The sequence below is a fragment of the Pseudomonas sp. 8_5_2 genome (assembly GCF_059295255.1).
This window is the reverse complement of sequence record NZ_CM181238.1, coordinates 2522024-2543386: the sequence shown is the minus strand read 5'-3', so window position 1 is coordinate 2543386 and position 21363 is coordinate 2522024. Positions and strand designations below refer to the sequence as shown.

Annotated in this window: 21 protein-coding genes; 3 read left to right on the top strand and 18 right to left on the bottom strand. The window is 66.8% G+C overall.

All coding sequences use genetic code 11. The annotated features are described in order from the left end of the window. Positions 1 to 114: 114 nt before the first annotated feature. The 13 genes from AC5O5R_RS11710 to AC5O5R_RS11650 are packed head-to-tail and all read right to left on the bottom strand — an operon-like array spanning position 115 to position 12342. Complete coding sequence (locus tag AC5O5R_RS11710; protein WP_172231227.1) at positions 115 to 1323, bottom strand: acetyl-CoA C-acyltransferase; 1209 nt, start codon at positions 1321 to 1323, stop codon at positions 115 to 117. A 7-nt stretch (positions 1324 to 1330) separates the two neighbouring features. Further along, entirely contained in the window at positions 1331 to 1801 is a 471-nt protein-coding gene (locus AC5O5R_RS11705) for a MaoC family dehydratase (protein WP_172231230.1), read from the bottom strand. A gap of 10 nt (positions 1802 to 1811) precedes the next feature. Continuing rightward, the gene (locus AC5O5R_RS11700) at positions 1812 to 2597 is read right to left on the bottom strand and encodes an SDR family oxidoreductase (protein ID WP_172231233.1); all 786 of its coding nucleotides are present in this window, start codon (positions 2595 to 2597) and stop codon (positions 1812 to 1814) included. 41 nt (positions 2598 to 2638) lie between these two features. After that, positions 2639 to 3517: an SDR family oxidoreductase gene (locus AC5O5R_RS11695; protein ID WP_172231236.1), complete on the bottom strand. Its 879-nt coding sequence runs from the start codon at positions 3515 to 3517 to the stop codon at positions 2639 to 2641. A gap of 36 nt (positions 3518 to 3553) precedes the next feature. After that, entirely contained in the window at positions 3554 to 4705 is a 1152-nt protein-coding gene (locus tag AC5O5R_RS11690; protein ID WP_172287400.1) for an acetyl-CoA C-acetyltransferase, read from the bottom strand. A gap of 3 nt (positions 4706 to 4708) precedes the next feature. Beyond that, positions 4709 to 5767 (bottom strand): acyl-CoA dehydrogenase family protein, encoded by a 1059-nt coding sequence (locus AC5O5R_RS11685; protein WP_494515391.1) that lies wholly within the window; start codon positions 5765 to 5767, stop codon positions 4709 to 4711. A gap of 10 nt (positions 5768 to 5777) precedes the next feature. Next, entirely contained in the window at positions 5778 to 6941 is a 1164-nt protein-coding gene (locus tag AC5O5R_RS11680) for an acyl-CoA dehydrogenase family protein (RefSeq protein ID WP_172222681.1), read from the bottom strand. Positions 6942 to 6950: 9 nt separating this feature from the next. Continuing rightward, positions 6951 to 7703 (bottom strand): enoyl-CoA hydratase family protein, encoded by a 753-nt coding sequence (locus AC5O5R_RS11675; protein WP_172222686.1) that lies wholly within the window; start codon positions 7701 to 7703, stop codon positions 6951 to 6953. Then, positions 7700 to 8824, bottom strand: a complete 1125-nt coding sequence (locus tag AC5O5R_RS11670; RefSeq protein WP_172222689.1) for an NAD(P)H-dependent flavin oxidoreductase — start codon at positions 8822 to 8824, stop codon at positions 7700 to 7702. Before AC5O5R_RS11670 ends, AC5O5R_RS11675 begins: the two co-directional genes overlap by 4 nt. After that, entirely contained in the window at positions 8821 to 9738 is a 918-nt protein-coding gene (locus AC5O5R_RS11665) for an enoyl-CoA hydratase (protein WP_172222694.1), read from the bottom strand. The genes AC5O5R_RS11670 and AC5O5R_RS11665 overlap by 4 nt, the downstream gene beginning before the upstream one ends. A 10-nt stretch (positions 9739 to 9748) precedes the next feature. Next, positions 9749 to 10546, bottom strand: a complete 798-nt coding sequence (locus tag AC5O5R_RS11660) for a CoA-transferase subunit beta (RefSeq protein WP_172222698.1) — start codon at positions 10544 to 10546, stop codon at positions 9749 to 9751. Between the two features lie 12 nt (positions 10547 to 10558). Continuing rightward, positions 10559 to 11434: a CoA transferase subunit A gene (locus AC5O5R_RS11655; protein ID WP_172222770.1), complete on the bottom strand. Its 876-nt coding sequence runs from the start codon at positions 11432 to 11434 to the stop codon at positions 10559 to 10561. Between the two features lie 2 nt (positions 11435 to 11436). Further along, a complete protein-coding gene (locus AC5O5R_RS11650; RefSeq protein WP_172222702.1) occupies positions 11437 to 12342 on the bottom strand; it encodes a VOC family protein in 906 nt (301 codons plus the stop codon). 223 nt (positions 12343 to 12565) lie between these two features. Here AC5O5R_RS11650 and AC5O5R_RS11645 point away from each other — a divergent pair, with 223 nt between their 5' ends. Beyond that, positions 12566 to 13726: an acyl-CoA dehydrogenase family protein gene (locus AC5O5R_RS11645; RefSeq protein ID WP_172222706.1), complete on the top strand. Its 1161-nt coding sequence runs from the start codon at positions 12566 to 12568 to the stop codon at positions 13724 to 13726. Next, positions 13723 to 14913 (top strand): acyl-CoA dehydrogenase family protein, encoded by a 1191-nt coding sequence (locus AC5O5R_RS11640; RefSeq protein WP_172222710.1) that lies wholly within the window; start codon positions 13723 to 13725, stop codon positions 14911 to 14913. The genes AC5O5R_RS11645 and AC5O5R_RS11640 overlap by 4 nt, the downstream gene beginning before the upstream one ends. Positions 14914 to 14970: 57 nt before the next feature. Here AC5O5R_RS11640 and AC5O5R_RS11635 read toward each other — a convergent pair whose 3' ends face one another. The 3 genes from AC5O5R_RS11635 to AC5O5R_RS11625 are packed head-to-tail and all read right to left on the bottom strand — an operon-like array spanning position 14971 to position 17125. Further along, positions 14971 to 15600 carry a nuclear transport factor 2 family protein gene (locus AC5O5R_RS11635; protein WP_172222713.1) on the bottom strand — a complete coding sequence of 210 codons (630 nt, stop codon included), beginning with the start codon at positions 15598 to 15600 and terminating at the stop codon, positions 14971 to 14973. Positions 15601 to 15605: 5 nt separating this feature from the next. Further along, positions 15606 to 16376, bottom strand: coding sequence for an SDR family NAD(P)-dependent oxidoreductase (locus AC5O5R_RS11630; protein ID WP_172222717.1), 771 nt, complete (start codon positions 16374 to 16376; stop codon positions 15606 to 15608). Positions 16377 to 16390: 14 nt separating this feature from the next. Next, on the bottom strand, positions 16391 to 17125 hold the full coding sequence (locus AC5O5R_RS11625; RefSeq protein WP_172222720.1) for an SDR family NAD(P)-dependent oxidoreductase: 735 nt from the start codon (positions 17123 to 17125) through the stop codon (positions 16391 to 16393). A gap of 239 nt (positions 17126 to 17364) precedes the next feature. Here AC5O5R_RS11625 and AC5O5R_RS11620 point away from each other — a divergent pair, with 239 nt between their 5' ends. Continuing rightward, a complete protein-coding gene (locus tag AC5O5R_RS11620) occupies positions 17365 to 18198 on the top strand; it encodes an alpha/beta fold hydrolase (protein ID WP_172222723.1) in 834 nt (277 codons plus the stop codon). A gap of 212 nt (positions 18199 to 18410) precedes the next feature. Here the strand turns inward: AC5O5R_RS11620 and AC5O5R_RS11615 are convergent, their stop codons facing one another. After that, positions 18411 to 19643 (bottom strand): NADH:flavin oxidoreductase, encoded by a 1233-nt coding sequence (locus tag AC5O5R_RS11615; protein ID WP_172222726.1) that lies wholly within the window; start codon positions 19641 to 19643, stop codon positions 18411 to 18413. 24 nt (positions 19644 to 19667) lie between these two features. Then, positions 19668 to 21329, bottom strand: coding sequence for a DUF1302 domain-containing protein (locus AC5O5R_RS11610; RefSeq protein ID WP_172222729.1), 1662 nt, complete (start codon positions 21327 to 21329; stop codon positions 19668 to 19670). Between the last annotated feature and the right edge of the window lie 34 nt (positions 21330 to 21363).

The window sequence follows — 21363 nt, the reverse complement described above, 5'->3', positions numbered from 1 at the left end:
ATCTCACAGGCGCTGCAAATGCTGCGGCAAGCACCTGTCAGCCCTCGTGCAATTTGCCCCACAACGCCCGCGCCCGGCTCAACACCCGCGCTGCACCTGTGAAAGCCCGGCAGCCTAGGGCAGCTCAAACAACCCCGCCGCCCCCATCCCGCCACCAATACACATCGCCACCACCACATACCGAACCCCGCGCCGACGTCCTTCGAGCAGGGCATGCCCGACCATCCGCGCCCCCGACATGCCAAACGGATGGCCAATGGCAATGGCCCCGCCATTCACGTTGAGCCGGTCCGGCGCAATACCCAGAGCGTCACGGCAATGCAGCACCTGGCAGGCAAACGCCTCGTTGATCTCCCATAGGCCGATATCCGCCACTGTCAGCCCGAAGCGCTTGAGCAGCCTGGGCACCGCCAGCACCGGCCCGATGCCCATCTCCTGCGGCGCGCAGCCGGCCACGGCAATGCCCCGGTAGATGCCCAGCGGCGCAAGGCCACGCCGATGCGCCTCGGCGCGGCTCATCAGCAGGCTGGCCGAAGCACCGTCAGAAAACTGCGAGGCATTGCCCGCCGTGACAAACTCGCCAGCGCCGACCCACTTGCCATCCTTCCACACCGGCTTGAGCGCTGCGAGGTCTTCGAGCCGCGTGCCTGGACGGTTGCATTCGTCGCGCTCGACCCGCACCCGCTCATGCCCGGCAGGCTGGCCTTCCTTGTCGAACAGCAGCTTGTCGACTTCAAGGGCTACCAGTTCCTCGTCAAACAACCCGCTGCGCTGGGCCGCCGCCGTGCGCAACTGGCTTTGCAGCGCGTACTCGTCCTGGGCCGCGCGGCTGATGCCGTAGCGGCGTGAAACGATTTCTGCAGTTTCCAGCATGGGGATATAGGCATCCGGCATCACCTCCAGCACCGCCTGGGACTGCGCCCGATAGGTGTTCTTGTGCCGGGTCTGGGTCAGCGACAGCGACTCCACGCCACCGGCAATGGCGATTCCCAGCTCGCCGGTGACGATACCCTTGGCTGCCAGGCCGATACTGATCAGGCCCGAGGCACACATGCGGTCCACGGCCATGCCGGCCACGCTGGCGGGCAAGCCCCCGGTGTAGGCACACAGCCGGCCGATGTTGTAGGCCTGGGTCCCCTGCTGCACGGCGGCGCCCATGATCACATCGTCGATGGCCTCGGCCTCGACCCCCGCACGCTCGACCACGGCGCGCACCACGTGGCCACCCAGCACAGGCGCCTCGGTGTCGTTGAACGACCCACGGAACGACTTGGCCAGCGCAGTACGGGCGGTGGCGACGATAACGGCTTCATTCATGTCCATCACAGGCTCACTCGGCAACAGGGTTGAAGGTGTAACGGCTGATGGTGTCGACCACGCAGCCTGGGCGGCTTTCGCCCTCGATCTCGACAGTGACCCGTACCACCAGCTGCACGCTGTCACCCAGCGCTTCGGCGCGCAGGATCTGGCCACGGCCACGCACCCGCGCACCGACCCGCACCGGCGCCGGGAAGCGCACCCGGTCACAGCCGTAGTTCACCCCCATCGCCAGGTTGTCGATTACCAGCAGTTGCGGCAGGAACAGGTTGACCAGCGACTGGGTCAGGTAGCCATGCGCGATGCACGCCCCGAACGGCCCGGACGCCGCACGCTGCGGGTCGACATGAATCCACTGATGGTCACCGGTGGCCTCTGCGAACAGGTCGATACGCGGCTGGCTGATGGTCAGCCAGCCGCTGCAGCCCAGCTCCGTGCCCTCGGCGGCCAGCAAGGCCTGGGCACTGTTGAAGGTATGGCTCATGGCAGTTTCCTCAGGCTTGCTGTGAACTGACCGACAGCACTTCGCCGACCATGTAGGAGGCGTAGTCACTGGCCAGAAACATCATCACGTTGGCGACTTCCCAGACTTCGGCCGCGCGGCCGAAGGCTTCGCGGCTGGCCAGGCTGGCCAGCAGCGCCTCGCTGGAGGCCTTCTTGAGAAAGTCGTGCAGGGCGATCGACGGCGCCACGGCATTGATGCGCACACCATGCTCGGCCGCCTCCAGGGCGCTGCAGCGGGTCAGCGCCATCACCCCGGCCTTGGCCGCCGCGTAATGCGCCTGCTCCTTTTGCGCCCGCCAGCCCAGCACCGAGGCGTTGTTGACAATGGCGCCGGCGCCACGGCGCTGCATGTGCGGCAGCATGGCGCGGGTCATGCGGAAGGTACCGGTGAGGGTCACATCCAGCACCCGCTGCCACTCCTGGTCGGTCATCTCGACCACGGTCTTCTGGCCGCCCAGGCCGGCGTTGTTGATCAGCACATCGACGCCGCCCAGCAGGCTTTCGGCGCGGTCGACCAAGGCCTGCACGTCGGCCTCGACCGTGACATCGCACAGCTGGCCGTGAATGGCCTGCAGGCCGGTTTCAGCCTTGAGGCGCTCGACCGCCTCCTCCAGCCGACGCGGGTGCACATCGGAAATCATCAAGGCCCGGCAGCCTTCCTCGGCGCTGCGCCGGGCCGCCGAATAACCGATGCCGGCACCGGCAGCGGCGGTAATCAGTACCGACTTGCCGGCCAGCAGCTGGTGACCGGGTACATAGGCAGGGGCTTGCTTCACGTGGGGCACTCCAAAAGTGGGGGGTGGCTCAGGGGCGGCATTCAGCTGCCCCAAACCTTCTGCGGCGCTGGCGCCTGGCCCAGGATCTGCGCGATGACCGGGCCGATTTCCTGTACCTGCCAGCGGCCGCCCTTGTCCTGTGTAGTGCCGGTGCGCCAGCCATCGGCCAGGGAAATCCGCCCGCCCTGGCTTTCGAATACCTGCCCGGTCACCTGCGCCGAGGCTTCGCTACCCAGCCACACCACCAGCGGCGCGACGTTGTCTGGCGCCCAGGCATCGAAGCTGCCGTCATCCGGTGCCTTGACCACCTCCGGCATGGCGCTCTCGGTCATTGCCGTGCGTGCGGCCGGTGCCAGGGCATTGGCCGTCACCCCGTAGCGAGCCAGCTCCGCCGCCTGCACCAGGGTCAGCGCGGCAATGCCGCCTTTGGCTGCGGCGTAGTTCGACTGGCCGATCGAGCCCTGCAAGCCGGCGCCGGAGCTGGTATTGATGATGCGCGCCGCCACCGGGGTGCCGGCCTTGGCCAGGTCGCGCCAGCGTCGACCAAGGATGTTGGCCAGGCAGTAATGGCCCTTGAGGTGCACACGCATGACCAGGTCCCAGTCCTCTTCGGACAGGCTGATGAACATGCGGTCGCGCAGCACCCCGGCGTTGTTGACCAGTACATGCACCTCGCCAAACGCCGCCAGCGCGGCATCGACTATGCGCTGGGCACTGTCCAGCGTGGTGATGTCGTCACTGTTGGCGATCGCCTGGCCACCGCTGGCAAGGATCTCGCCGGCCACGTCCTGCGCCGCCTCGGCACGGATATCGTTGACCACCACCCGCGCGCCCTCGCCAGCAAACGCCAGCGCATAGGCACGGCCCAGCCCGCCGCCGGCACCGGTGATGATCACCGTGCGGCCTTCACATATCGCCATGTCCCACTCCTTTGCATACGGTTGACAAGCTGCGCGTCACAGGCGCTCGATAATGGTCACGTTGGCCTGGCCACCGCCTTCGCACATGGTTTGCAGGCCGTAGCGGCCACCGCTGCATTCCAGTTCGTTGAGCAGCGTGGTGGTCAGCCGTGCGCCGCTGGCACCCAGCGGGTGACCCAGGGCGATGGCGCCGCCGTTGACGTTGGTGCGCGCCGGGTCGTAGTCCAGTTCCTTGCTCCAGGCCATCACCACCGAGGCGAAGGCTTCGTTGATCTCCACCCGGTCGATGTCGGCCATGCGCAGCCCGCTGCGCTGCAAGGCGCGGCGCGTGGCGGCAATGGGTGCGGTCAGGTGCCAGATCGGGTCGTCAGCCAGCACGGTCAGGTGGTGAATGCGCGCCCTGGGGGTCAGGTCGTAGCGTTTCAGCGCAGCTTCCGACACCACCAGCAACGCCGCCGAGGCATCGCAGGTCTGGCTCGACACTGCCGCCGTGATAGACGGATATTGCGGGTCGACTGGCTGCAGTTCGGCCATCTTTGCCAGGGTGGTCTGGCGCGGGGTTTCATCCTCGCGCAAGCCGTTACAGGCCACGATCTCGCGGTCCAGGCGGCCGCTGGCCATGGCCGCCAGCGCCCGGCGATGGCTCTCCAGGGCAAACGCCTCCATCTGCTCGCGGCTGATCTGCCAGTGCTCGGCAATGCGCTGGGCAGCATAGAACTGGTTGACCGGCTGCGCGCCGAAGCGCCTGCGCCAGCCCTCGCTGCCGGAAAACGGGTCGGCAAAGCCCAATGGCTGCCCCGCCAGCATCGCCGCGGCGATCGGGATGCGCGTCATGGTCTGCACCCCCCCCACTGCGATCACGTCCTGGGTGCCGCTCATAACCGCCTGGGCGGCAAAGTGCAGCGCCTGCTGCGACGAGCCGCACTGGCGGTCCACGGTGGTGCCCGGCACGCCAAGCGGCAGCCCGGCCGCCAGCCAGCTGGTGCGGGCGATGTCCCCCGCCTGGGCACCGATGGTGTCGACGCAACCGAAAATCACGTCATCGTAGTCTTCTGCGGGGACGGCATTGCGCGCCACCAGTGCTTTGAGCACATGCGCGCCGAGGTCGATGGCATGGACCTCGGCCAGCGCACCCTTGCGCTTGCCGGTGGGGCTGCGCAGCGCATCGACGATATAGGCCTCTGGCATGGTTCACTCCTCGAAGGTATGCCCGGGCCCAAGCCGGGCGTGGTCGGCGAACAGGTAGGCACCGACACGGGATTTGTGGAAACCGCGGTCGCCCCACGACGCATCCAGCGCCCAGGCCCGCTTCATGAACATCTGCAGGTCGACTTCCCAGGTGTACCCCATCGCGCCATGCACCTGGATGCCCTTGCGCGCGGCCAGCCAGCTGGCCTCGCAGCAGGCCAGCCGGGCTTGCGAAACCCACACCGAAGCACCCGGCTCGGCATTGGCCAGGCCATGAGCGGCGCGGTACAGCACGGGTTTGGCCTGCTCCACCTGCCGCGCCACATCTGCCAGGTGATGCTTGACCGCCTGGAAACTGCCGATCGGCTTGCCGAACTGCTTGCGCTGGGCCACGTAGTCCACCGACAGGTCGAGCATGCGCTGGGCCAGGCCGAGCAATTGCCCGGCCACCGACAGCGCGCCGCGGTCGAGCATTTGCGCTTGCAGGCGGCGGCCTTGCTCACCGCTGGCCAGCAGGGTCTGCGCGGTGGGGTTCCAGCTGACCTGACCCAGGCGCCTGGAGGCATCGATACTCGGCTGCGCCTGCACATCCACCGCCGCTCGCGGCACCAGGTGCAAGTCATCGCCGGCCGGCAAGATCAACACCTCGGCCAGCTGGGCGTCGCTGACCAACGGGTTGACCGGGTGGCTGATCGCCAGGCGCAGGCTGCCTTCGGCGATGCGGGGTAACAGCGCCGCACGCGCCGGGTGCTGTGGGTCGAGCCGGCTCAACAGGCCGCTGGCGACATAGGCGGTGTCCGCCAGCGAATCGGGGATGGCGTAGTAGCCCAGTTCCTGGGTCATCAAGGCCCAGGCGACATCGTCCATGCCCAGCCCGCCCTCGGCTTCGGGCACCGACAAGGCGGTCAGGCCCTGGGCGGCGATGCGGTTGCGCAGGTCCGGCGAGCGGCCGGCGTCGGTTTCCCAGATCTCGCGGAGCATCTCCGGGGCGGCCTCGGTCATCAGGAAACGGCTGATGGCTTCGCGAAACGACAGCTGGTCATCGGTAAAGGTGAAGTCCATGGCCTGGTCCTTACTTGGGCAGGCCGAGCATGCGCTCGGCGATGATGTTGCGCTGGATCTCGTTGGTGCCGGCGTAGATAGGCCCGGACTGGGCAAACAGGAAGCCTTCCAGCCAGCCGGCGGCGTCCTCGGCCTGCCTGGCGCCGGCCAGCAGTTCACCGCGAGCGCCCAGCAGGCGCATGGCGGTCTCGTGCATTTTCAGGTCGAGCTCCGACCAGATGATCTTGTTGATGCTCGACTCGGCGCCAATCTGCTCGCCGCGCCCCAGGCGCCCGACGGTGTGGTAGGCCGACAGGGCGTAGGCCTCGGCGCCCATCCAGCAGTCGATCACTGCATCACCCAGCCCCGGGTCACGTGCTGCGCTGTGCGGGCTGGCCTTGAACAGCTGCACCAGCTTGCGGGCGGTGTGCTGGAAGCGCGCCGGCGAGCGCAACAGCAGCCCGCGCTCGAACCCGGCGGTGGCCATCGCCACATGCCAGCCCTGCCCTTCGGCACCAATGCGGTTGGCCACCGGCACCCGTACATCGTCGAAGAACACCTCGGCGAAGGCATCCTTGCCGTTCAGCGCCTTGATCGGGCGAATGGTCACGCCCGGTGCGTTCAGCGGCACCATCAGGAACGACAAGCCATGGTGGCGGGCCGAGCCCGGCTCGCTGCGGAACAGGCCGAACAGCCAGTCGGCAAAGGTGGCACGCGTCGACCAGGTCTTCTGGCCATTGATCACGTAATGGTCGCCGTCCAGCAGCGCCTTGCTGGTGATTGCCGCCATGTCGGAGCCGGCATTGGGCTCGGACCAACCCTGCGCCCACATGTCCAGGCTTGCCGCCATGCGCGGCAGAAACCTGCGCTTCTGTTCGGGCGTGCCAAATTCCATCAGCGTGGGGCCGAGCAGCAGCTGGCCGTTCTGGTTGACCCGCATGGGTGCGCCAGCGCCGTAGTACTCCTCCTCGAAGATCAGCCATTCGATCAGGTCGCAGCCGCGCCCGCCCAGCTCGGCGGGCCACATCACCATCGACCAGCGGCTTTCGAACAGCCTGGCCTCCCAGGCACGGTGCTGCTCGAAGCCTTCGCGGGTGTCATAGCTGGCCAGCGGTTCACGCGGCATATTGTGCGCCAGCCAGGCGCGCACTTCGGCGCGGAAGGCTTGCTGTTGGGGGGTATAGGTCAGTTGCATGGCGTGCCCTCAGAACTTCGCGTCGCGTTTTTCGACGAACGCCCGACGGGTTTCAGCCGAGTCGGGGCTGGTGTAGGCCTGCAGGGTGAAGCCCTGCTCCCAGCGGTATTTGTCTTCCAGGTTGCCGTCCTCGATGCCGTTCAGGGCTTCCTTGGCCAGGCGGATCATGGCCGGGCTCTTGGCGGCGATGCGGGCGGCAATCTCCAACGCCGTTTCGCGCAGCTGCGCCCTGGGCACCACCCGCTCGATAAAGCCGTAGGCCTGGGCCTCTGGCGCGCCGATGCTGGCACCGGTGAAGAACAGGTAGCGCACCTTCTGTACCGGGAACAGCCGCTGCAGGTGCGCACCGCCGCCCATGGCACCGCGGTCAACCTCGGGCAAGGCAAAGGTCGCGCAATCGGCGGCAACGACGATATCGGCAGCGCCAGTGATACCGATGCCACCGCCCAGCACAAAGCCGTGCACGGCGACGATCACCGGCACCGGGCTACGGTGCACGGCCTTGAAAGTTTCGTAGTTGCCGGCATTGACCGTAACGATGCGTTCCGGGTGTGCATCCAGCTCCTTGATGTCGACACCGGCGCAGAACCCCCGCCCTTCGGCACGGATCACGATCACCCGCACCTCGGGGTTGCTGCCAAGGGCATTGATGTGCGCGGCCAGGGCGTGCCATTGCTGGCTGTCCAGGGCGTTGACCGGCGGTTTGTCGATCACAAGCTCCGCGATCCCCTGGTCGATCTGGGTGGTAAAGGCGCAAGTCATGAACGTTCTCCAGTGAGGGCTAGTCGGTCGGCAACGGCTGCCGGTGTGTGCTCCGGGCAGCGTGCAAGCAAGGCATCGAGGCACTGCGCGGCTTCGGCGGCGATGCCTTCGATGACCTCGCGGCAGGTCAACAGGTCGCTGATGGCTGCTGCCACCTGGCCGCTGGGCAGGATGCCGTCGTCCGGCAGGCCGTCGACCATCGAGCGTTGCAGCAGCACCGGCTGGTTGGCGGCCATCACCACCTGCGCCAGCGCCGCCGGGTCTTCACGCAGGGCGCGCAGGAACACCGTAGCCATGTGCGCCAGGCTCATGCCGGTCTGTTGCTTCCACTGCCAGGCGCTGCCCAGGGCAATGCGCAGGCGGGCGAACGGCCCGGCTTGTTCCAGGCGGTTGATGAAGCGGTTTTCGATCATGCGGTGGCGCATGCCGTCCACTGCGGTGGTGACCCGCACCTGCTGCGGGTCAGCCACCTTCAGGTAGCGCGCCAGGGTGGCGGCGGGGGTGGGCGATTCCCGGGTCATCAAGAACCGCGTGCCCATGGCGATGCCACTGCCCCCGGCAGCCAGCACCGCCGCCAGGCCGCGCCCGGTGGAGTGCCCGCCAGCGGCGATCACCGGCACGCGCACCGCCGCCAGCACCTGCGGCAGCAGGATCGTGCCCGGTACGCCGCCGGTATGGCCACCGCCCTCGCCCGCTTGCAGGGTGATCAGGTCGGCGCCCAGCTGCTCGGCCTTCAGGGCATGCTTGAGCGCACCCACGGTGGGGATGCACAGCACCCCGGCGGCCTTGAAGCGGGCGATGGTCTGCGCATCCGGCCCGCGCCCATAGCTGACGGCGCGCAGGCGGTAGGCAATGGCCAGGTCGACGCACTGCGCGGCGTTGTCCTGGAACATGTGGAAGTTCAGGCCGAAGTTGCTGCCGCCGGTGGCCTCGATCACCTTGCGGATCTGGCCCTCCAGCGCATCGGCGGCCAGGGTCGCCCCGGCCAGGAAGCCGAAACCGCCGGCCTGGGTGGTGGCGATGACCAGGTTGGCGTCCGACACCCAGCCCATGGCGGTCTGCACGATGGGGTAGCGGCAGCCCAGCGCCTCGGTCAGCGCCGTGTGCATCCAGCGGCTCACAGGCATCCTCCTTCCGGCTGCGCGGCCTGCTTGTTGGCCTGGGCCATGCCCTTGGCGTCGAAGCCGCCGAGCTTGTCACCCGACAGCAGCTCGTTGTGGGCATGGGCAAACTGGTGCCAGGCAAATGCGGCATCCATGGCCGCGCGCTTGCCCTGCAGGTCTTCGACGTGGTTGATGGCCTGTTTGGTCAGGGCCAGGCCCATGCGCGGCTGGCGGGCGATGCCGGCCGCCAGCGCGTAGGTTGCCGACTCCAGCTGGTCGCGCGGCAGCACGCGGTTGACCATGCCCATCTGGTAGGCGCGCTCGGCGCTCATACGGTCGCCGCAGAACAGGAACTCCTTGGCGATACGGGGGTTGAGCTCGTAGGGGTGGGCAAAGTACTCGACCCCCGGAATGCCCATGCGCACCACCGGGTCCTGGAAGAACGCATCGTCACTGGCGACAATCAGATCGCAGACCCAGGCCAGCATCAACCCGCCTGCAACGCAGGCGCCGTGCACCATGGCAATGGTCGGCTTGGGCAGCTCGCGCCAGCGCCGGCACATGCCCAGGTACACCTCCTGCTCACGGGCATACAGCTGCTCGCCGCCCGGCTTGTTGGTGTGGTCCCACCACAGCTGCGCGCGTTCGAACGGGCGATTGATGTCACGCCCGGGCGTGCCGATGTCATGGCCGGCGGAAAAGTGCCGGCCGTTGCCGCGCAGAACGATCACCTTGACGCTGTCGTCGTCCACCGCCTGGCGCAGCGCGGCGTCCAGGGCGTAGGTCATCTGCGAGTTCTGTGCGTTGTTGAAACCAGGGCGGTTGAGGGTGACCGTGGCAATGCCGTCGGCCACCGCATACAGCACCGGGTGTTGGGTTTCATAGACCGCGTTGTCTTCGCGGCTGACGAACTGGCTGTCGCTGCTGTGCATGCTCACATCCTCAGGCCGGGCGAATGCCAGGTGGGTTGCCCTTCACCGCTGCCGCGCGCAGGCCATGGGGGTCGAGGTGGCGGATCAGTTCCAGCTGCTCGGCACTGGGGTGCGCGGTTTCGCACAGCTGGGCAGCCTTGAGCAGCGGGAAGCCGGTGTTGTCCTGGACTTCATCGAAGCTCACGCCTGGGTGCAGGGTGCGCACCTGCACGGCGCGCTGCGGGCCTTCGAAATCCAGGGTGCACAGGTTGGTGACCACCCGGCGAATGTCCATCAGGTCACGGCGGGCGCCTTGCGGCCAGCGGTCGGCCTTGAAGCCCACGCCCGAGACCATGTCCACTTCGCCACTGACGAACACCCGCGTGTTGTGGTTGGGCACAAAGAACGAATTGAGGTGGTTGATGCTGTTGCCGGGCAGCCCGCGCACACCGAGCATGGCGGTTCTGGGCTTGTGGTAGTCGCCGACGCAGGACAGGTTGGTCTGGCCCCAGCGGTCGATCTGGGTCGGCCCGATCATCGCATGGCGGCGGCCGCCCCAGACGCACTCGAACACCCGCTCGAACGACAGGTAGCCGCTGTAGCGGGCGACATACTCGCCACGCGGGCCCAGCGGGATGGGTTGTTCCACCAGAAACGCCTCGCTGTCGGTCATCAACAGCTCCGGGCTATGGCTGAGCTTGGCCAGGCTGGCGCCCAGGCGCGGAATCACGCCAAGGCCCGAGGCGATCACTTCGCCATTACCACGCCAGGCTTCGGCAGCGGCCACGATCATCAGCTCGGCCAGGGTGAAATCACAGGTAGCAGACATGCTTGGCACTCCTCAGAACACAGGTAGGGGCAAGGCGCCCATGCGCGCGGCACCGCCGTTGTGCGCTTGATAGGCCAGCTCGCCACCCGCCACGCAGGCCTCGACATACTGCTGCCAGCCGTTTTCTTCCTGGCTGCTGGCCACGTAGCGCTTCAGGTGCTCCAGGTCCCAGCCATAGTCCGATGGGCACGAGGTCGGGTGAGCCCCCAGCGGGGCATGCACCACGCCGGTGACCAGGTAGCGCTCGAAGGTGTTGCCGCGGGCCTGCTCGGCATCCAGCGACAGGCGCTCTTCCAGCCGCTCGCACGAGACGAAACACTGCTGGGCGGCGCGGGCGAACAGGTGGTCGAAATACGGGTCTGGGCCGGTGACCAGGCAGTTGCCCAGGCGGTCGGCGACATTCACATGCAAGAACGCCACGTCCAGGTTCAATGCCGGCATCGCCAGCAGCAGCTCGCCGTCGTCATAGGGCGAGCACACGGTTTTCAGGGCCGGGTTGAGCCGGGTCACGTCGGTGGCCAGGCCACAGCGGGTGGGCAAAAACGGCAAGCGCATGCCGGCCGCCCGCAGGCCCCACTGGAACATGCCTTCGTCCAGCTCCATCAACTCCAGTTCACCGGCCTCGCGGGCCTTGCGGTAGTACGGCTCGAGCGGGATAGCGTCGAGGGTGACAAAGCCGAACACCAGCTTGCGCACCTTGCCGGCAGCGCACAGCATGCCTACCTCGGGCCCGCCATAAGCGACCACAGTCAGGTCCTTCACGGACGAGCGCAGGATTTCGCGGACAATCGCCATCGGCTTGCGCCGTGGCCCCCAGCCACCAAAACCGATGGTCATGCCATCGCGCAACTGGGCGACGGCATCGGCGGCTGTCAGTTGTTTGTTCAGGGTCATGATGTTGCTCCTTGCTGCTGCCCGACCGAGAAGTCGTGGCCCCAGATGCTCACGCGGGTGAATTCGAAGGCCGAGTGCTCGGCCCAGTCGACCTGCAACCCGCCATAGCCGTATTCCAGGTCGAAACCGGACGGCGTCTTCATGTAGAAACTGGTCATGCGGTCATTCAAGTGCTGGCCGAGGGTGGCCGACAGCTGCCCGCCGTGGGCCTGCAGGCGGTCGTGGGCACGGCCGACCTCGGTCATCGAGTCCACTTCGACCATCACGTGCACGCAGCCCGACGGCACCGGGTACTCGGCCAGGGCCAGGCTGTGGTGGCGGGCATTGCGGCAATGCAGGAAGTGGATGCGTACGGGCGGGGCCGACGGGTCGGGGCGGAAGTTGAAGATGTCCGACAGGCCGAAGCCGAGCACGTCCTTGGCGAATGCCAGGGTGGCGTCGAACTGCGGCGCAGGCAGCACCGTGTGGCCCAGCCCCATGTCCCCGGTGATGAAGCGCGGTACGCCCTGTGGGGACACGAACGGCTGGCAGTCGGAGCGATGGCCCCAGCTGAGCTCATGCTGGTTGCCGGACGGGTCGGTGAGAGTGACCAGCGCCTGCACACCGCGCTGCTCGATGGCCTGGTCGGTGCCCGCCTGCCATTGCACGCCGCGGCGCTCCAGGTGTTGCAGGGCCTGGACGAACGACTGCTCCGAGGCCAGTTCCCAGCCGCTGGCCAGGTAGCGCGGGGCGTCACCTTCGACCACCAGCATGCGGAACGGGCGCTCATCCATCTTCACGTACAGGCCGCCGCCAGGTGCCGCGTGCACTTGCATGCCCAGCACATCTTCGGCGTAGCGTTGCCACTGGCTGAGGTTCTCGATCTGCGAGACGAAGTAGCTCAAACCGCGAATGTCGATCATGCCCGGGTTCCTCCTGGCTCAAGTCGTTGCCTGGGGAACATTGTGCTAAGCCCCGCGCCAGCGCTCATCGTCCGTTGAGACTACGCAGCCGCCGCGCTGCGCCGGGCTGGCGGACTAGTCCGTTTCAGTGATTCGGCGCCATCCGGCGCCTGCATAGACTCATGAGGCCGCTGTGCTGCCCGGGCTGCACGGGGTGCATCCATCCGCCCACAGAGACCCACCCATGGAATTCGCTTTCACCGACGAACAGCTGATGATTCGCGACAGCGCCGAGCGGTTTCTGGCCCAGGCCAGCGACTCGCAGGCGGTGCGCGCGGCCCTGCGCCGTGCCGACGACTACGACCCCGAACTGTGCCGGCGCATCGGCCAGGAGCTGTACTGGCCCGCCCTGCTGGTCCCCGAAGCCTGCGGTGGCATGGGCCTGGGTTTTGTCGAGCTGGCTGTGCTGCAGGAGCAATGCGGGCGCTTTCTGCTCGGCTCGCCGCTGTTTGCCACCAGCTGCCTGGCCACCCCGGCGCTGATGCTGGCCGACAACCCGGCGCTGCAGGCGCGCTGGCTGGGCGCCATTGCCGCTGGCCAGGCCTGCGCCACCCTGGCGTGCGCGCTGCAGCCCGCGCGGGTGCAGGTGCAGGCCGTGGCCGATGGCGACGGCTACCGGCTGCACGGCAGCCATGCCCAGGTCATCGATGGCGCGCAGGCCGACCTGTTGCTGATACCGGCGCGCAGCCCTGGCAGCACCGGCGAACAGGGCATCAGCCTGTTTGCCGTGCCGGCCGACACCCCCGGCCTGATGCGCACTGCCCTGCCCACCCTCGACCAGACGCGCCGGCTGGCGTGCATCGAGTTGCGCCAGGTTCACCTCGGCGACGCGCACCTGCTGTGCGCAGCAGGCCAGGCCTGGCCGTTGCTGCGCGATGCCCAGCGCATCGGCGCCATCGGCCTGGCCGCCGAACAGCTTGGTGGCGCCCAGCAAGCACTGGACCTGACCCTGGCCTACATCAGCGAACGCCGCCAGTTCGGCCGCCCGATTGCCAGCTTCCAGGCCATCAAGCACCGCTGCGCCGACATGATGCTGCAGGTGGAGTGCGCCCGCTCTGCGGTGTGGTATGCCGCCTGCGTCGCCCGTGAATGCCTGGCGGCCGATGGCGACCCGGCCGTGCGCAGCGAGCTGCTGGCCGCCGCAGCCACGGCCAAGGCCCACGCCAGCGAAGCGTTCTTCCACTGCGCAGCCGAGTCGATCCAGCTGCACGGCGGTGTCGGCTTCACCTGGGAATACGACCCCCACCTTTACTTCAAGCGCGCCAGGGCCAGCGAGCAAATGCTCGGCACCCCGGCCTGGCACCGTGAGCGCCTGGCCGCGCAATTGTTCGGAGAACACGCATGAAAATCGGCTTCAGCAGTGCAGATGAAAGCTTTCGCCAGGAGATCGCCGGCTGGCTGGCCGCGCATTTGCAGGGTGAGTTCGCGCCGTTGCGCTTTCGCGGCGGCCCCGGCGACGAGCACAGCTTCCCGAACGAACGCAAAGCGTGGGAGCGGGAGCTGGCCGCAGGGGGCTGGGTAGGCGTCGGCTGGCAGCCCGAAGATGGCGGCCGGGGGCTGAGCATCAGCCAGCAGGTGATCTTCCATGAAGAGTACGCCAGGGCCGGCGGCCCCGGGCGCATGGGCCATATCGGCGAAGGCCTGGTCGGGCCGACCCTGGCGGCATTCGGCACGCCCGCGCAACGCCAGCGCCTGCTGCCGGGTATACGCGAGGGCCGCGAGTTCTGGTGTCAGGGCTATTCCGAGCCAGGCGCCGGCTCGGACCTGGCCAACGTGCAGACCCGCGCCCGCCTCGATGCGGCAGGCGAGCGCTGGCTGATCAGCGGGCAGAAGGTCTGGACCTCGCTCGCCCACGAAGCCGACTGGTGCTTCGTGCTGGCCCGGACCGAGCCCGGCAGCGTTGGCCACCATGGCCTGTCGTTCCTGCTGGTGCCGATGGCGCAAGCGCAGATCCGCGTGCAGCCCATCGTGCAACTGACCGGTACCAGTGAATTCAACGAAGTGTTCTTCGACCAGGCGCAGACCTCAACCGACAACCTGGTCGGCCAGCCTGGGGAAGGCTGGAAGATCGCCATGGCCCTGCTCGGCTTTGAACGTGGCGTATCCACCCTTGGCCAGCAAATGCAGTTCCACAACGAGCTGGCCGAAGTGATGCGCATTGCCCAGGCCAATGGCGCCGCTGGCGACCCGCTGCTGCGCCAGCGCATTGCCCAGGCCTGGTCAGGGCTCAAGGTGCTGCGCTACAACTCGCTGCGCATGCTGTCGGGGCCGCAGGATGGCAACCTCGGCCGCGAGGCGATGATCTACAAGCTGGCCTGGTCGAATTGGCATGCCGAGCTGGGCAAGCTGGCCATGGACGTGCTGGGCGACGCCGGCGAGGTGCTGGAAGCGGCGCCATACAGGTTGAGCCGGTTGCAGTCGCTGTTCCTGTTTACCCGCTCGGACACTATTTACGGCGGTAGCAACGAGATCCAGCGCAATGTGATTGCCGAGCGGGCATTGGGCATGCCGCGCGAACCGCGCAGCCGCTGAACGATCCACAAGCCGGCGCCTTCGCGGCAGGCTGCGAAGGCGCCGGTTTGCAGCGCCTTACCGGACCCTGATCTTCGGGTCCCCTGCCCCGCGCCGCAACCCTGCCAGAAACCCTTCCAGCGGCGCCGGCTCGGCAATCTGCGGCAACGCGTCCTTGTCCGGGCGCTGGGCCCAGAACGCATCCCACGACGGGAACAGCTCGTGGAAACTGCCGGCGTACGGCTCCCGGCCCGGCCAGCGCATCTTCAGCCCGCCGATCGGCGGTTTGTTGAGGTCGCTGGCGTACCAGTAGCACGGCAAGCGCCGGCGGAAACACCAGCGCCCATCGATACGCTCGTAGTCGTCCCAGTAGAGCATCTGCATGATCACCCACTCCGGCCCGGTTTCATGCTCGTTCTTCGAATACACCACACCCGTGGCGTGGTCGGGGTCGCTGAACTCGATGATGTGCTGGCCCAGGTGGTGCGAGGTGCCGTGAAACTGCTTGCGCATGGTCTCGTCCAGCCAGGCCTTCAGGTGCGCGCGGCCCTGCTTGTCGCGGCCAACCCGCACGTCCTCGGCAAAGCAGTTGGCCATCGCGTCCATGTCGCGCATGTCCAGGGCCAGGGCATACTTGCCGGCCAGCTGGCGGATCGCGTCCAGCGACTCCAGGCGGTCGATGCGCTGCAGCAAGGCGCTGCTGTCCATGCTGGTCATTCCAGCACCGTGTACAGGTCCGAACCCCGGCCGCCGTCCACTGCCAGGCTGGCCCCGGTCACGTAGGACGCCTCGTCGCTGGCCAGGAACAGAATGGCATTGGCCAGTTCGTGGGGCTGGCCGACCCGGCGCATGGGGATGACCTTTTCGGTGTTGGCGCGGGCGCGGGCGTCGCCCAGCATGCCGGCGGTGGCCGGGGTATCGACCACGCCCGGGATGATCACATTGCAGCGTATGTTGTGCGCTGCGCCTTCGCTGGCGGCAGCCCGGCTGAAGTTGATCACTGCCGCCTTGGCCGCCGAGTAGCCGGCCATCCAGGCGGTGCCGAACAGCCCGCAGATGGAGGCGATATTGACGATCGAACCGCCCTTGCCCTGCATCAGCTGCATGGCGGTGCGGGTGCCCCAGAACGTGCCGTCCACCGTGGTGGTGAAGTTGGCGTGCCAGTCGGCGGTGGTCATGCTGTCGATGCCGCCCCACGTGTAGGCCATGGCGTTGTTGACCAGGATGTCCAGGCGCCCGTGACGCTGGGCGGTGGCCTGCAGCGCGGCAACATAGGCCTGCTCGTCGCTGACATCGGCCACCGCCACCTCGGCCCGCCCGCCCGCGGCCACAACCTGTTCAAGTACCGCCTCCAGCGGTTGCGCGCGGCGCCCGCACAGCACCACCAGCGCGCCTTCTTCGGCAAAGCGCAGCGCCGTCGCTGCGCCAATCCCGGAGCCGGCGCCGGTAACGAATGCAACCTTGTCTTGCAGACGTCTGCTCATCAGCTGTTCTCCTGTCAGATAAAGGCCATGCCGCCGTTGACGGCGATGTTCTGGCCGGTGATGAAACTGGCATCGTCACTGGCGAGGAACACCGCTACGCGGGCGATCTCGTCGGTTTCGCACATGCGCCCCAACGGTACGTTCTTCAGCAGCGCCTGCATGTGCTCTTCAGGGATGCCGGCCATCATCGGCGTGTTGGTCGGGCCGGGCACCAGGGTGTTGACGCGGATACCCTGCGCGGCAAGTTCACGGGCAATCGAGCGGGTCAGGCCCATGACTGCAGCCTTGGAGGCGCAGTAGTGGCTTGGCCCTTCGCCGGTCAGTGCGGCGGTGCTCGACAGGTTGATCAGCACCCCCTGGCGCTGGCCCTTGAGCATCAGCCGTGCGCCTTCGCGGCAGCACAGAAAAGTACCGCCGAGGTTGACACCGATCACCCGCGCCCAGCTGTCGTCGGGGGTGTCCAAAAAGCTGTCCAGGGCACCGACACCGGCATTGTTGACGACGATGTCGAGGCCGCCGAAACGTGCCTCGACCTGGCCCATGGCGTCTGCCACCGACGCTGCGTCCGCGACGTTGCAGCCCAGCGCCAGTACCTGCTCGCCCAGGTCGGCCAGGCCAGCGGCCAGGGCCGGCTGGTCGAGGTCGACGGCCACCACCTTGGCCCCTTCGGCAACGAACCGGCGCACGATGGCCTGGCCCATGCCCTGCCCGGCGCCGGTCACGAATGCCACCTTGTCTTGCAGTTTCATAGCGTTCTCCTTGGTTGAAGCGCGTGAGTGCGCCCCATCATTGGCTGCCGGGCACGGGCTCACATCGTCCGATAGGACTAACGCCCACTGCCGGGCTGGTCTGAACGGACGATGTGAGCATTGCCGGCGCAGCCCAGGATCGGATGACGCATGCCGGGCTGGCCCGGGCTTTCCCCTTCAGGCGGCGTGGCGGCCCGCCTGGCATGCAACCCTGAAACCTGCGCAACCTGGAGAACAGCATGAATCAGCCTGTCGACGTGCCCTTGCCCACCGGGCACTACACAACCCTGGCCAACGGCCTGCGCCTGCACTACCTGGATGAAGGCAGCGGCCCTGTGGTGCTGTGGCTGCACGGCAGCGGCCCGGGGGCCAGCGGCTTCAGCAATTTCAAGGGCAATTACCCGGTGCTGGCGGCGGCCGGCTACCGCAACATCCTGCTCGACCTGCCCGGTTTCGGCCGTTCGGACAAACCTGAGGATGTGCGTTACGAGCTGGCGTTTTTCGTCGAGTGTGTCGCGGCGTTTCTTCAGCAGATCGGCGTCAACCGTTGCACCGTGCTGGGCAACTCGCTGGGTGGTGCCATTGCCCTGGGCCTGGCGCTGGGCCATCCGCAGTTGGTGGAACGCCTGGTGTTGCTGGCACCGGGCGGTGTGGAGGAGCGCGAAACCTATTTCCAGATGCCTGGCATCGTGCACATGGTCAATGTATTCAACGCCGGCCCGATCGGGCTGGAGGAAATGCGCAGCATGATGCGCCTGCAGCTGTTCGATGACTCGATCCTGCCTGAGCCACTGCTGCTGGAGCGGGTGGCGGTGGCGCAGACGCAGCCGAAGAACCTGTTCAGCACCATGCTGGTGCCGAACATGCGGGCGCGGCTGGGGGAAATCGAATGCCCGATACTCGGGTTCTGGGGCAGCAACGATCATTTCAACCCGGTCAGTGGCGCCCAGTACATCATCGATGGTGCCCGGCAGGCGCGGTTCATTGTGCTGAACCGGTGTGGGCATTGGGTGCAGGTGGAGCACCGCGAGCTATTCAACCGTAGCTGTGTGGATTTTTTGCAGCATGGTTGATGGGGGTGCCCGCGTTTGAGTTTTTGGCGCCTGTGTAGGTGTCCGCCACAACATGTTCAGCGCCTGTGAAGGTGTTCGCTGCCACATCTTCAGCGCCTGTGAAATCGAGCGCCGCCCGCGCGGCGCTCGATCTCATAGACGCTGAAGATGTGGTGGCGGACACCTCCACAGGCGCTGATAATTGAATGCCAAACCCACCGCCTAACCAAATCTCAAACCACCCCCGCCGGCTCGCTATTCAAGCGCGCATCCCCCGGCCGACCCAACACACACGAGGTCCCCCCCGGGGTGTACATCATCGCCACACACCGGTTACACGCAGTACAAATTGACTGGCAACTCGCCCCACTGGCCAGTTTGTTCACATAATCAGGCTCGGCAATCAGCACCCGCCCCATCGCCACCAGCTCGAACCCCTCAGCCATCACCTGCTCGATGCTGGCCAGGCTCTTGGCACCGCCCAGGTACGCCAGCGGCATCTTCACCGCCGCCCGCACCTTGCGCGCATGCTCCAGCAAGTACAGCTCACGAAACTCGACAACCGGGTCCATGCGCCGCTGGATCGCCATCGCCAGGGCAATCACCGGGTTCTTCTGCTGCACCCGGTTCTCCTTGGGGAACGACGAGCCGAACATGGTGGTGATCGACTCGGCGTTCATGCCGGCACTGAGCACCAGCAAATGTGCGCCCTCCTGTTCCAGCATCTGCGCGATCCTGGCACCGTCTTCTGCGCTGTTACCCGCGCGCACGCCTTCGGTGATGCTGTACTTGCAGATCACCGCCAGCTCCTGCCCGACGGCATCGAGCACCGCGCGCAACACCCGACGCGGGAAGCGCAGGCGGTTTTCCAGGCTGCCGCCGTACTGGTCGCGGCGCTTGTTGTACAACGGCGATATGAACTGGCTGAGCAGGTAGCCATGGCCCATGTGGATTTCCACGGCATCGAAGCCGGCTTCGCGGGCCAGCCGCGCGCCCTGGGCAAAATCACGCACCACCTGCTGCATGTCGGCCTCGTTCATCGCCTGCTTGAGGAACATGCCGCTCATCATGCCGATCTTGTTGAAGCCGCCACTGGCCGACAACGGCCTGGCAGTGGAGCGCTCGCGGATGAAGGTGAAGCAGCCACCATGGGTGATCTGCGCACTGGCCAGCCCGCCCTCACGGTGCACGGCATCGGTCAGGGCCTTGAAGTGCGGCAGGCTCGCACGCTCCAGGATCAACTGGTTGGGCAAGGTGCGGCCATCGCGGCTGACCGCGCAGTAGGCCACCGTGGTCAAGGCAACTCCACCTGCGGCCAGGTTGCCGTGCAACTGGGCCAGCTGCCGCGACGGCACGCCCTGGGTGCTCATGCCTTCGTTGGTGGCGGCCTTGATGAAGCGGTTCTTGAGAGTCAGCGGCCCGATGCTGACGGGGCGGAACGGCGATGCAGGCGTGGTCGGGTTCATGGCGAACGGTATCCTCGGCTTGGGCTAGAAGGTGTACTTGGCGTTGAACGACACATAGTCGCGGTCGGCCAACAGGCGGCCTTGGGCGACATCCGGGGAGCTGAGGTAGGCGACATAGGTCAGGCCCACCTGGAAGTTGCCCAGGTACTTGAAATCACCGCCCACGGTCAGGCGCTTCTCGTCACGGCCCAGGCCTTGGTAGGCGCTGCCATTGACGTTCTGCTGCCAGACCACCCGGGTGGTGAGGTCGAGGCCGTCGGCAATGGACGGGTAATCCATGTACGCGCCCACCCCGAGCAGCGTCGAGCCACGGGTCTGGGTGGCGGATTCGAAATTGTCGAACCGGCCATCCACGCCCGGCCCGCCCCCGGTCACCACCAAGGTGTCGACACCGGCAATGTGCTGGTGCACCACTTCACCCATGAAGGTGGTCTGCTGGGCCAGCAGGCTCGGCCCGAGGATGTACGAGGCGTTGAGGTTGCCCTGCCAGATCTGCCCGGTGGTCGGGGCGCCGTTGTCGAGGTAGACCGACGCACCATCGCGGTAGCTGAGATCACCGGCGTACTGCACGGCATCGCCGACCTTGGAGCTGAAGCTGGCCCCGGTCAGCTCGACATCCTCGAAATAGCCCATGCGGTAGGCGGGCGCCGCATCGGTATTGGCGCGCTGGCTGATGCGCGCGTTCGACGAATAGCGGGTCTGCCCGGTGAAGTCGAAAAACAGCGAACCGACGCGCTCGTGGTAACGGTAGTGAAACAGCCCCACCTCGGTATTCTCGGTGACCCGGTAGCGCACACCCATGCCCCACTGGCCACTGTCGCGCGGCTTGACCTCACCGGCATAGTTGACCGCCGTGAAGCTTTTGTCCGACAAGCTGTCGATCACCCCGGCGCCAAGCCGGAAGAATTCGGCACCCGGGCCGAAGGTGTCGCTGCCGAAGTAGTCGCCCACCGGGTTCAGCTGGGTCTTCTCCCACTCGTACTGATAGAACCCGACCAGCGCCAGGTCTTCGTTCAGCGACCACGACAACGATACCTGGCCCACCGGCAGGTAGGCATCCTTGGCTTCGGTGCCCGGGACGTTGAACTTGGTGGCATCCACCGGCGCCTGGCCCTGGCTGATGTTGGCCCAGAACAGGCTTTCGCCCCAGGCCACCAAGTGGCGACCGGCCTTGAGCGAGAGGTACTGGGTGTCGCCCATCTGGTAGTTGCCATACACGTAGGCATCCAGCAACCGCGCCTTGCTGCCGCTGAGGCGCCGGGTATCTTCGACGAAGCCATCGGCGCGGCCGACCTTGTTCACCGTCTGCGGCGAGTCGTTGTCGTTGCGCTGGTGGTAGACATCATCGTAGAAGTGGCTGCCGCGCAGCACCGCGCCGATATTGTCGTGGCGCAGGCGCAATTCGCCGAACAGGCTGACCCGGTTGGTGATCAGCCCGCCGCGCTTGAAGTTGCGCGTGCCGTCATCGTTGTTGAGGTCGCCAAGGTATTGGCTGGCCTGCTTGGCGGTACGCATCGAGGCGGTGTAGTTGACCGTGAGCGATGAGTCCAGGGTGGTGTCCTCGCCCAGCTCCAGGGTCGGCCCGGCGCAGACGCCACCACTGGCCAGGCCAACGGCCATGGCCAACCAACCGCGCCCGGCAAAACCCCTGGCGGCGCCCTGCGCCAGCCGGTTCGACATAGACATGCTGCTCTCCTTTATTGTTATTGTTGCGGTATGC

Bases quoted from the DNA above. Each gene is read 5' to 3' on its own strand.
- AC5O5R_RS11675 (WP_172222686.1), bottom strand. From the start codon at position 7,703: ATGACTTGCGCCTTTACCACCCAGATCGACCAGGGGATCGCGGAGCTT.
- AC5O5R_RS11625 (WP_172222720.1), bottom strand. From the start codon at position 17,125: ATGAAACTGCAAGACAAGGTGGCATTCGTGACCGGCGCCGGGCAGGGC.
- AC5O5R_RS11615 (WP_172222726.1), bottom strand. From the start codon at position 19,643: ATGAACCCGACCACGCCTGCATCGCCGTTCCGCCCCGTCAGCATCGGG.
- AC5O5R_RS11635 (WP_172222713.1), bottom strand. From the start codon at position 15,600: ATGGACAGCAGCGCCTTGCTGCAGCGCATCGACCGCCTGGAGTCGCTG.
- AC5O5R_RS11620 (WP_172222723.1), top strand. From the start codon at position 17,365: ATGAATCAGCCTGTCGACGTGCCCTTGCCCACCGGGCACTACACAACC.
- AC5O5R_RS11665 (WP_172222694.1), bottom strand. From the start codon at position 9,738: ATGCACAGCAGCGACAGCCAGTTCGTCAGCCGCGAAGACAACGCGGTC.
- AC5O5R_RS11630 (WP_172222717.1), bottom strand. From the start codon at position 16,376: ATGAGCAGACGTCTGCAAGACAAGGTTGCATTCGTTACCGGCGCCGGC.
- AC5O5R_RS11680 (WP_172222681.1), bottom strand. From the start codon at position 6,941: ATGCAACTGACCTATACCCCCCAACAGCAAGCCTTCCGCGCCGAAGTG.
- AC5O5R_RS11705 (WP_172231230.1), bottom strand. From the start codon at position 1,801: ATGAGCCATACCTTCAACAGTGCCCAGGCCTTGCTGGCCGCCGAGGGC.
- AC5O5R_RS11690 (WP_172287400.1), bottom strand. From the start codon at position 4,705: ATGCCAGAGGCCTATATCGTCGATGCGCTGCGCAGCCCCACCGGCAAG.
- AC5O5R_RS11610 (WP_172222729.1), bottom strand. From the start codon at position 21,329: ATGTCTATGTCGAACCGGCTGGCGCAGGGCGCCGCCAGGGGTTTTGCC.
- AC5O5R_RS11660 (WP_172222698.1), bottom strand. From the start codon at position 10,546: ATGTCTGCTACCTGTGATTTCACCCTGGCCGAGCTGATGATCGTGGCC.
- AC5O5R_RS11650 (WP_172222702.1), bottom strand. From the start codon at position 12,342: ATGATCGACATTCGCGGTTTGAGCTACTTCGTCTCGCAGATCGAGAAC.
- AC5O5R_RS11710 (WP_172231227.1), bottom strand. From the start codon at position 1,323: ATGGACATGAATGAAGCCGTTATCGTCGCCACCGCCCGTACTGCGCTG.
- AC5O5R_RS11640 (WP_172222710.1), top strand. From the start codon at position 13,723: ATGAAAATCGGCTTCAGCAGTGCAGATGAAAGCTTTCGCCAGGAGATC.
- AC5O5R_RS11685 (WP_494515391.1), bottom strand. From the start codon at position 5,767: ATGGACTTCACCTTTACCGATGACCAGCTGTCGTTTCGCGAAGCCATC.
- AC5O5R_RS11645 (WP_172222706.1), top strand. From the start codon at position 12,566: ATGGAATTCGCTTTCACCGACGAACAGCTGATGATTCGCGACAGCGCC.
- AC5O5R_RS11695 (WP_172231236.1), bottom strand. From the start codon at position 3,517: ATGGCGATATGTGAAGGCCGCACGGTGATCATCACCGGTGCCGGCGGC.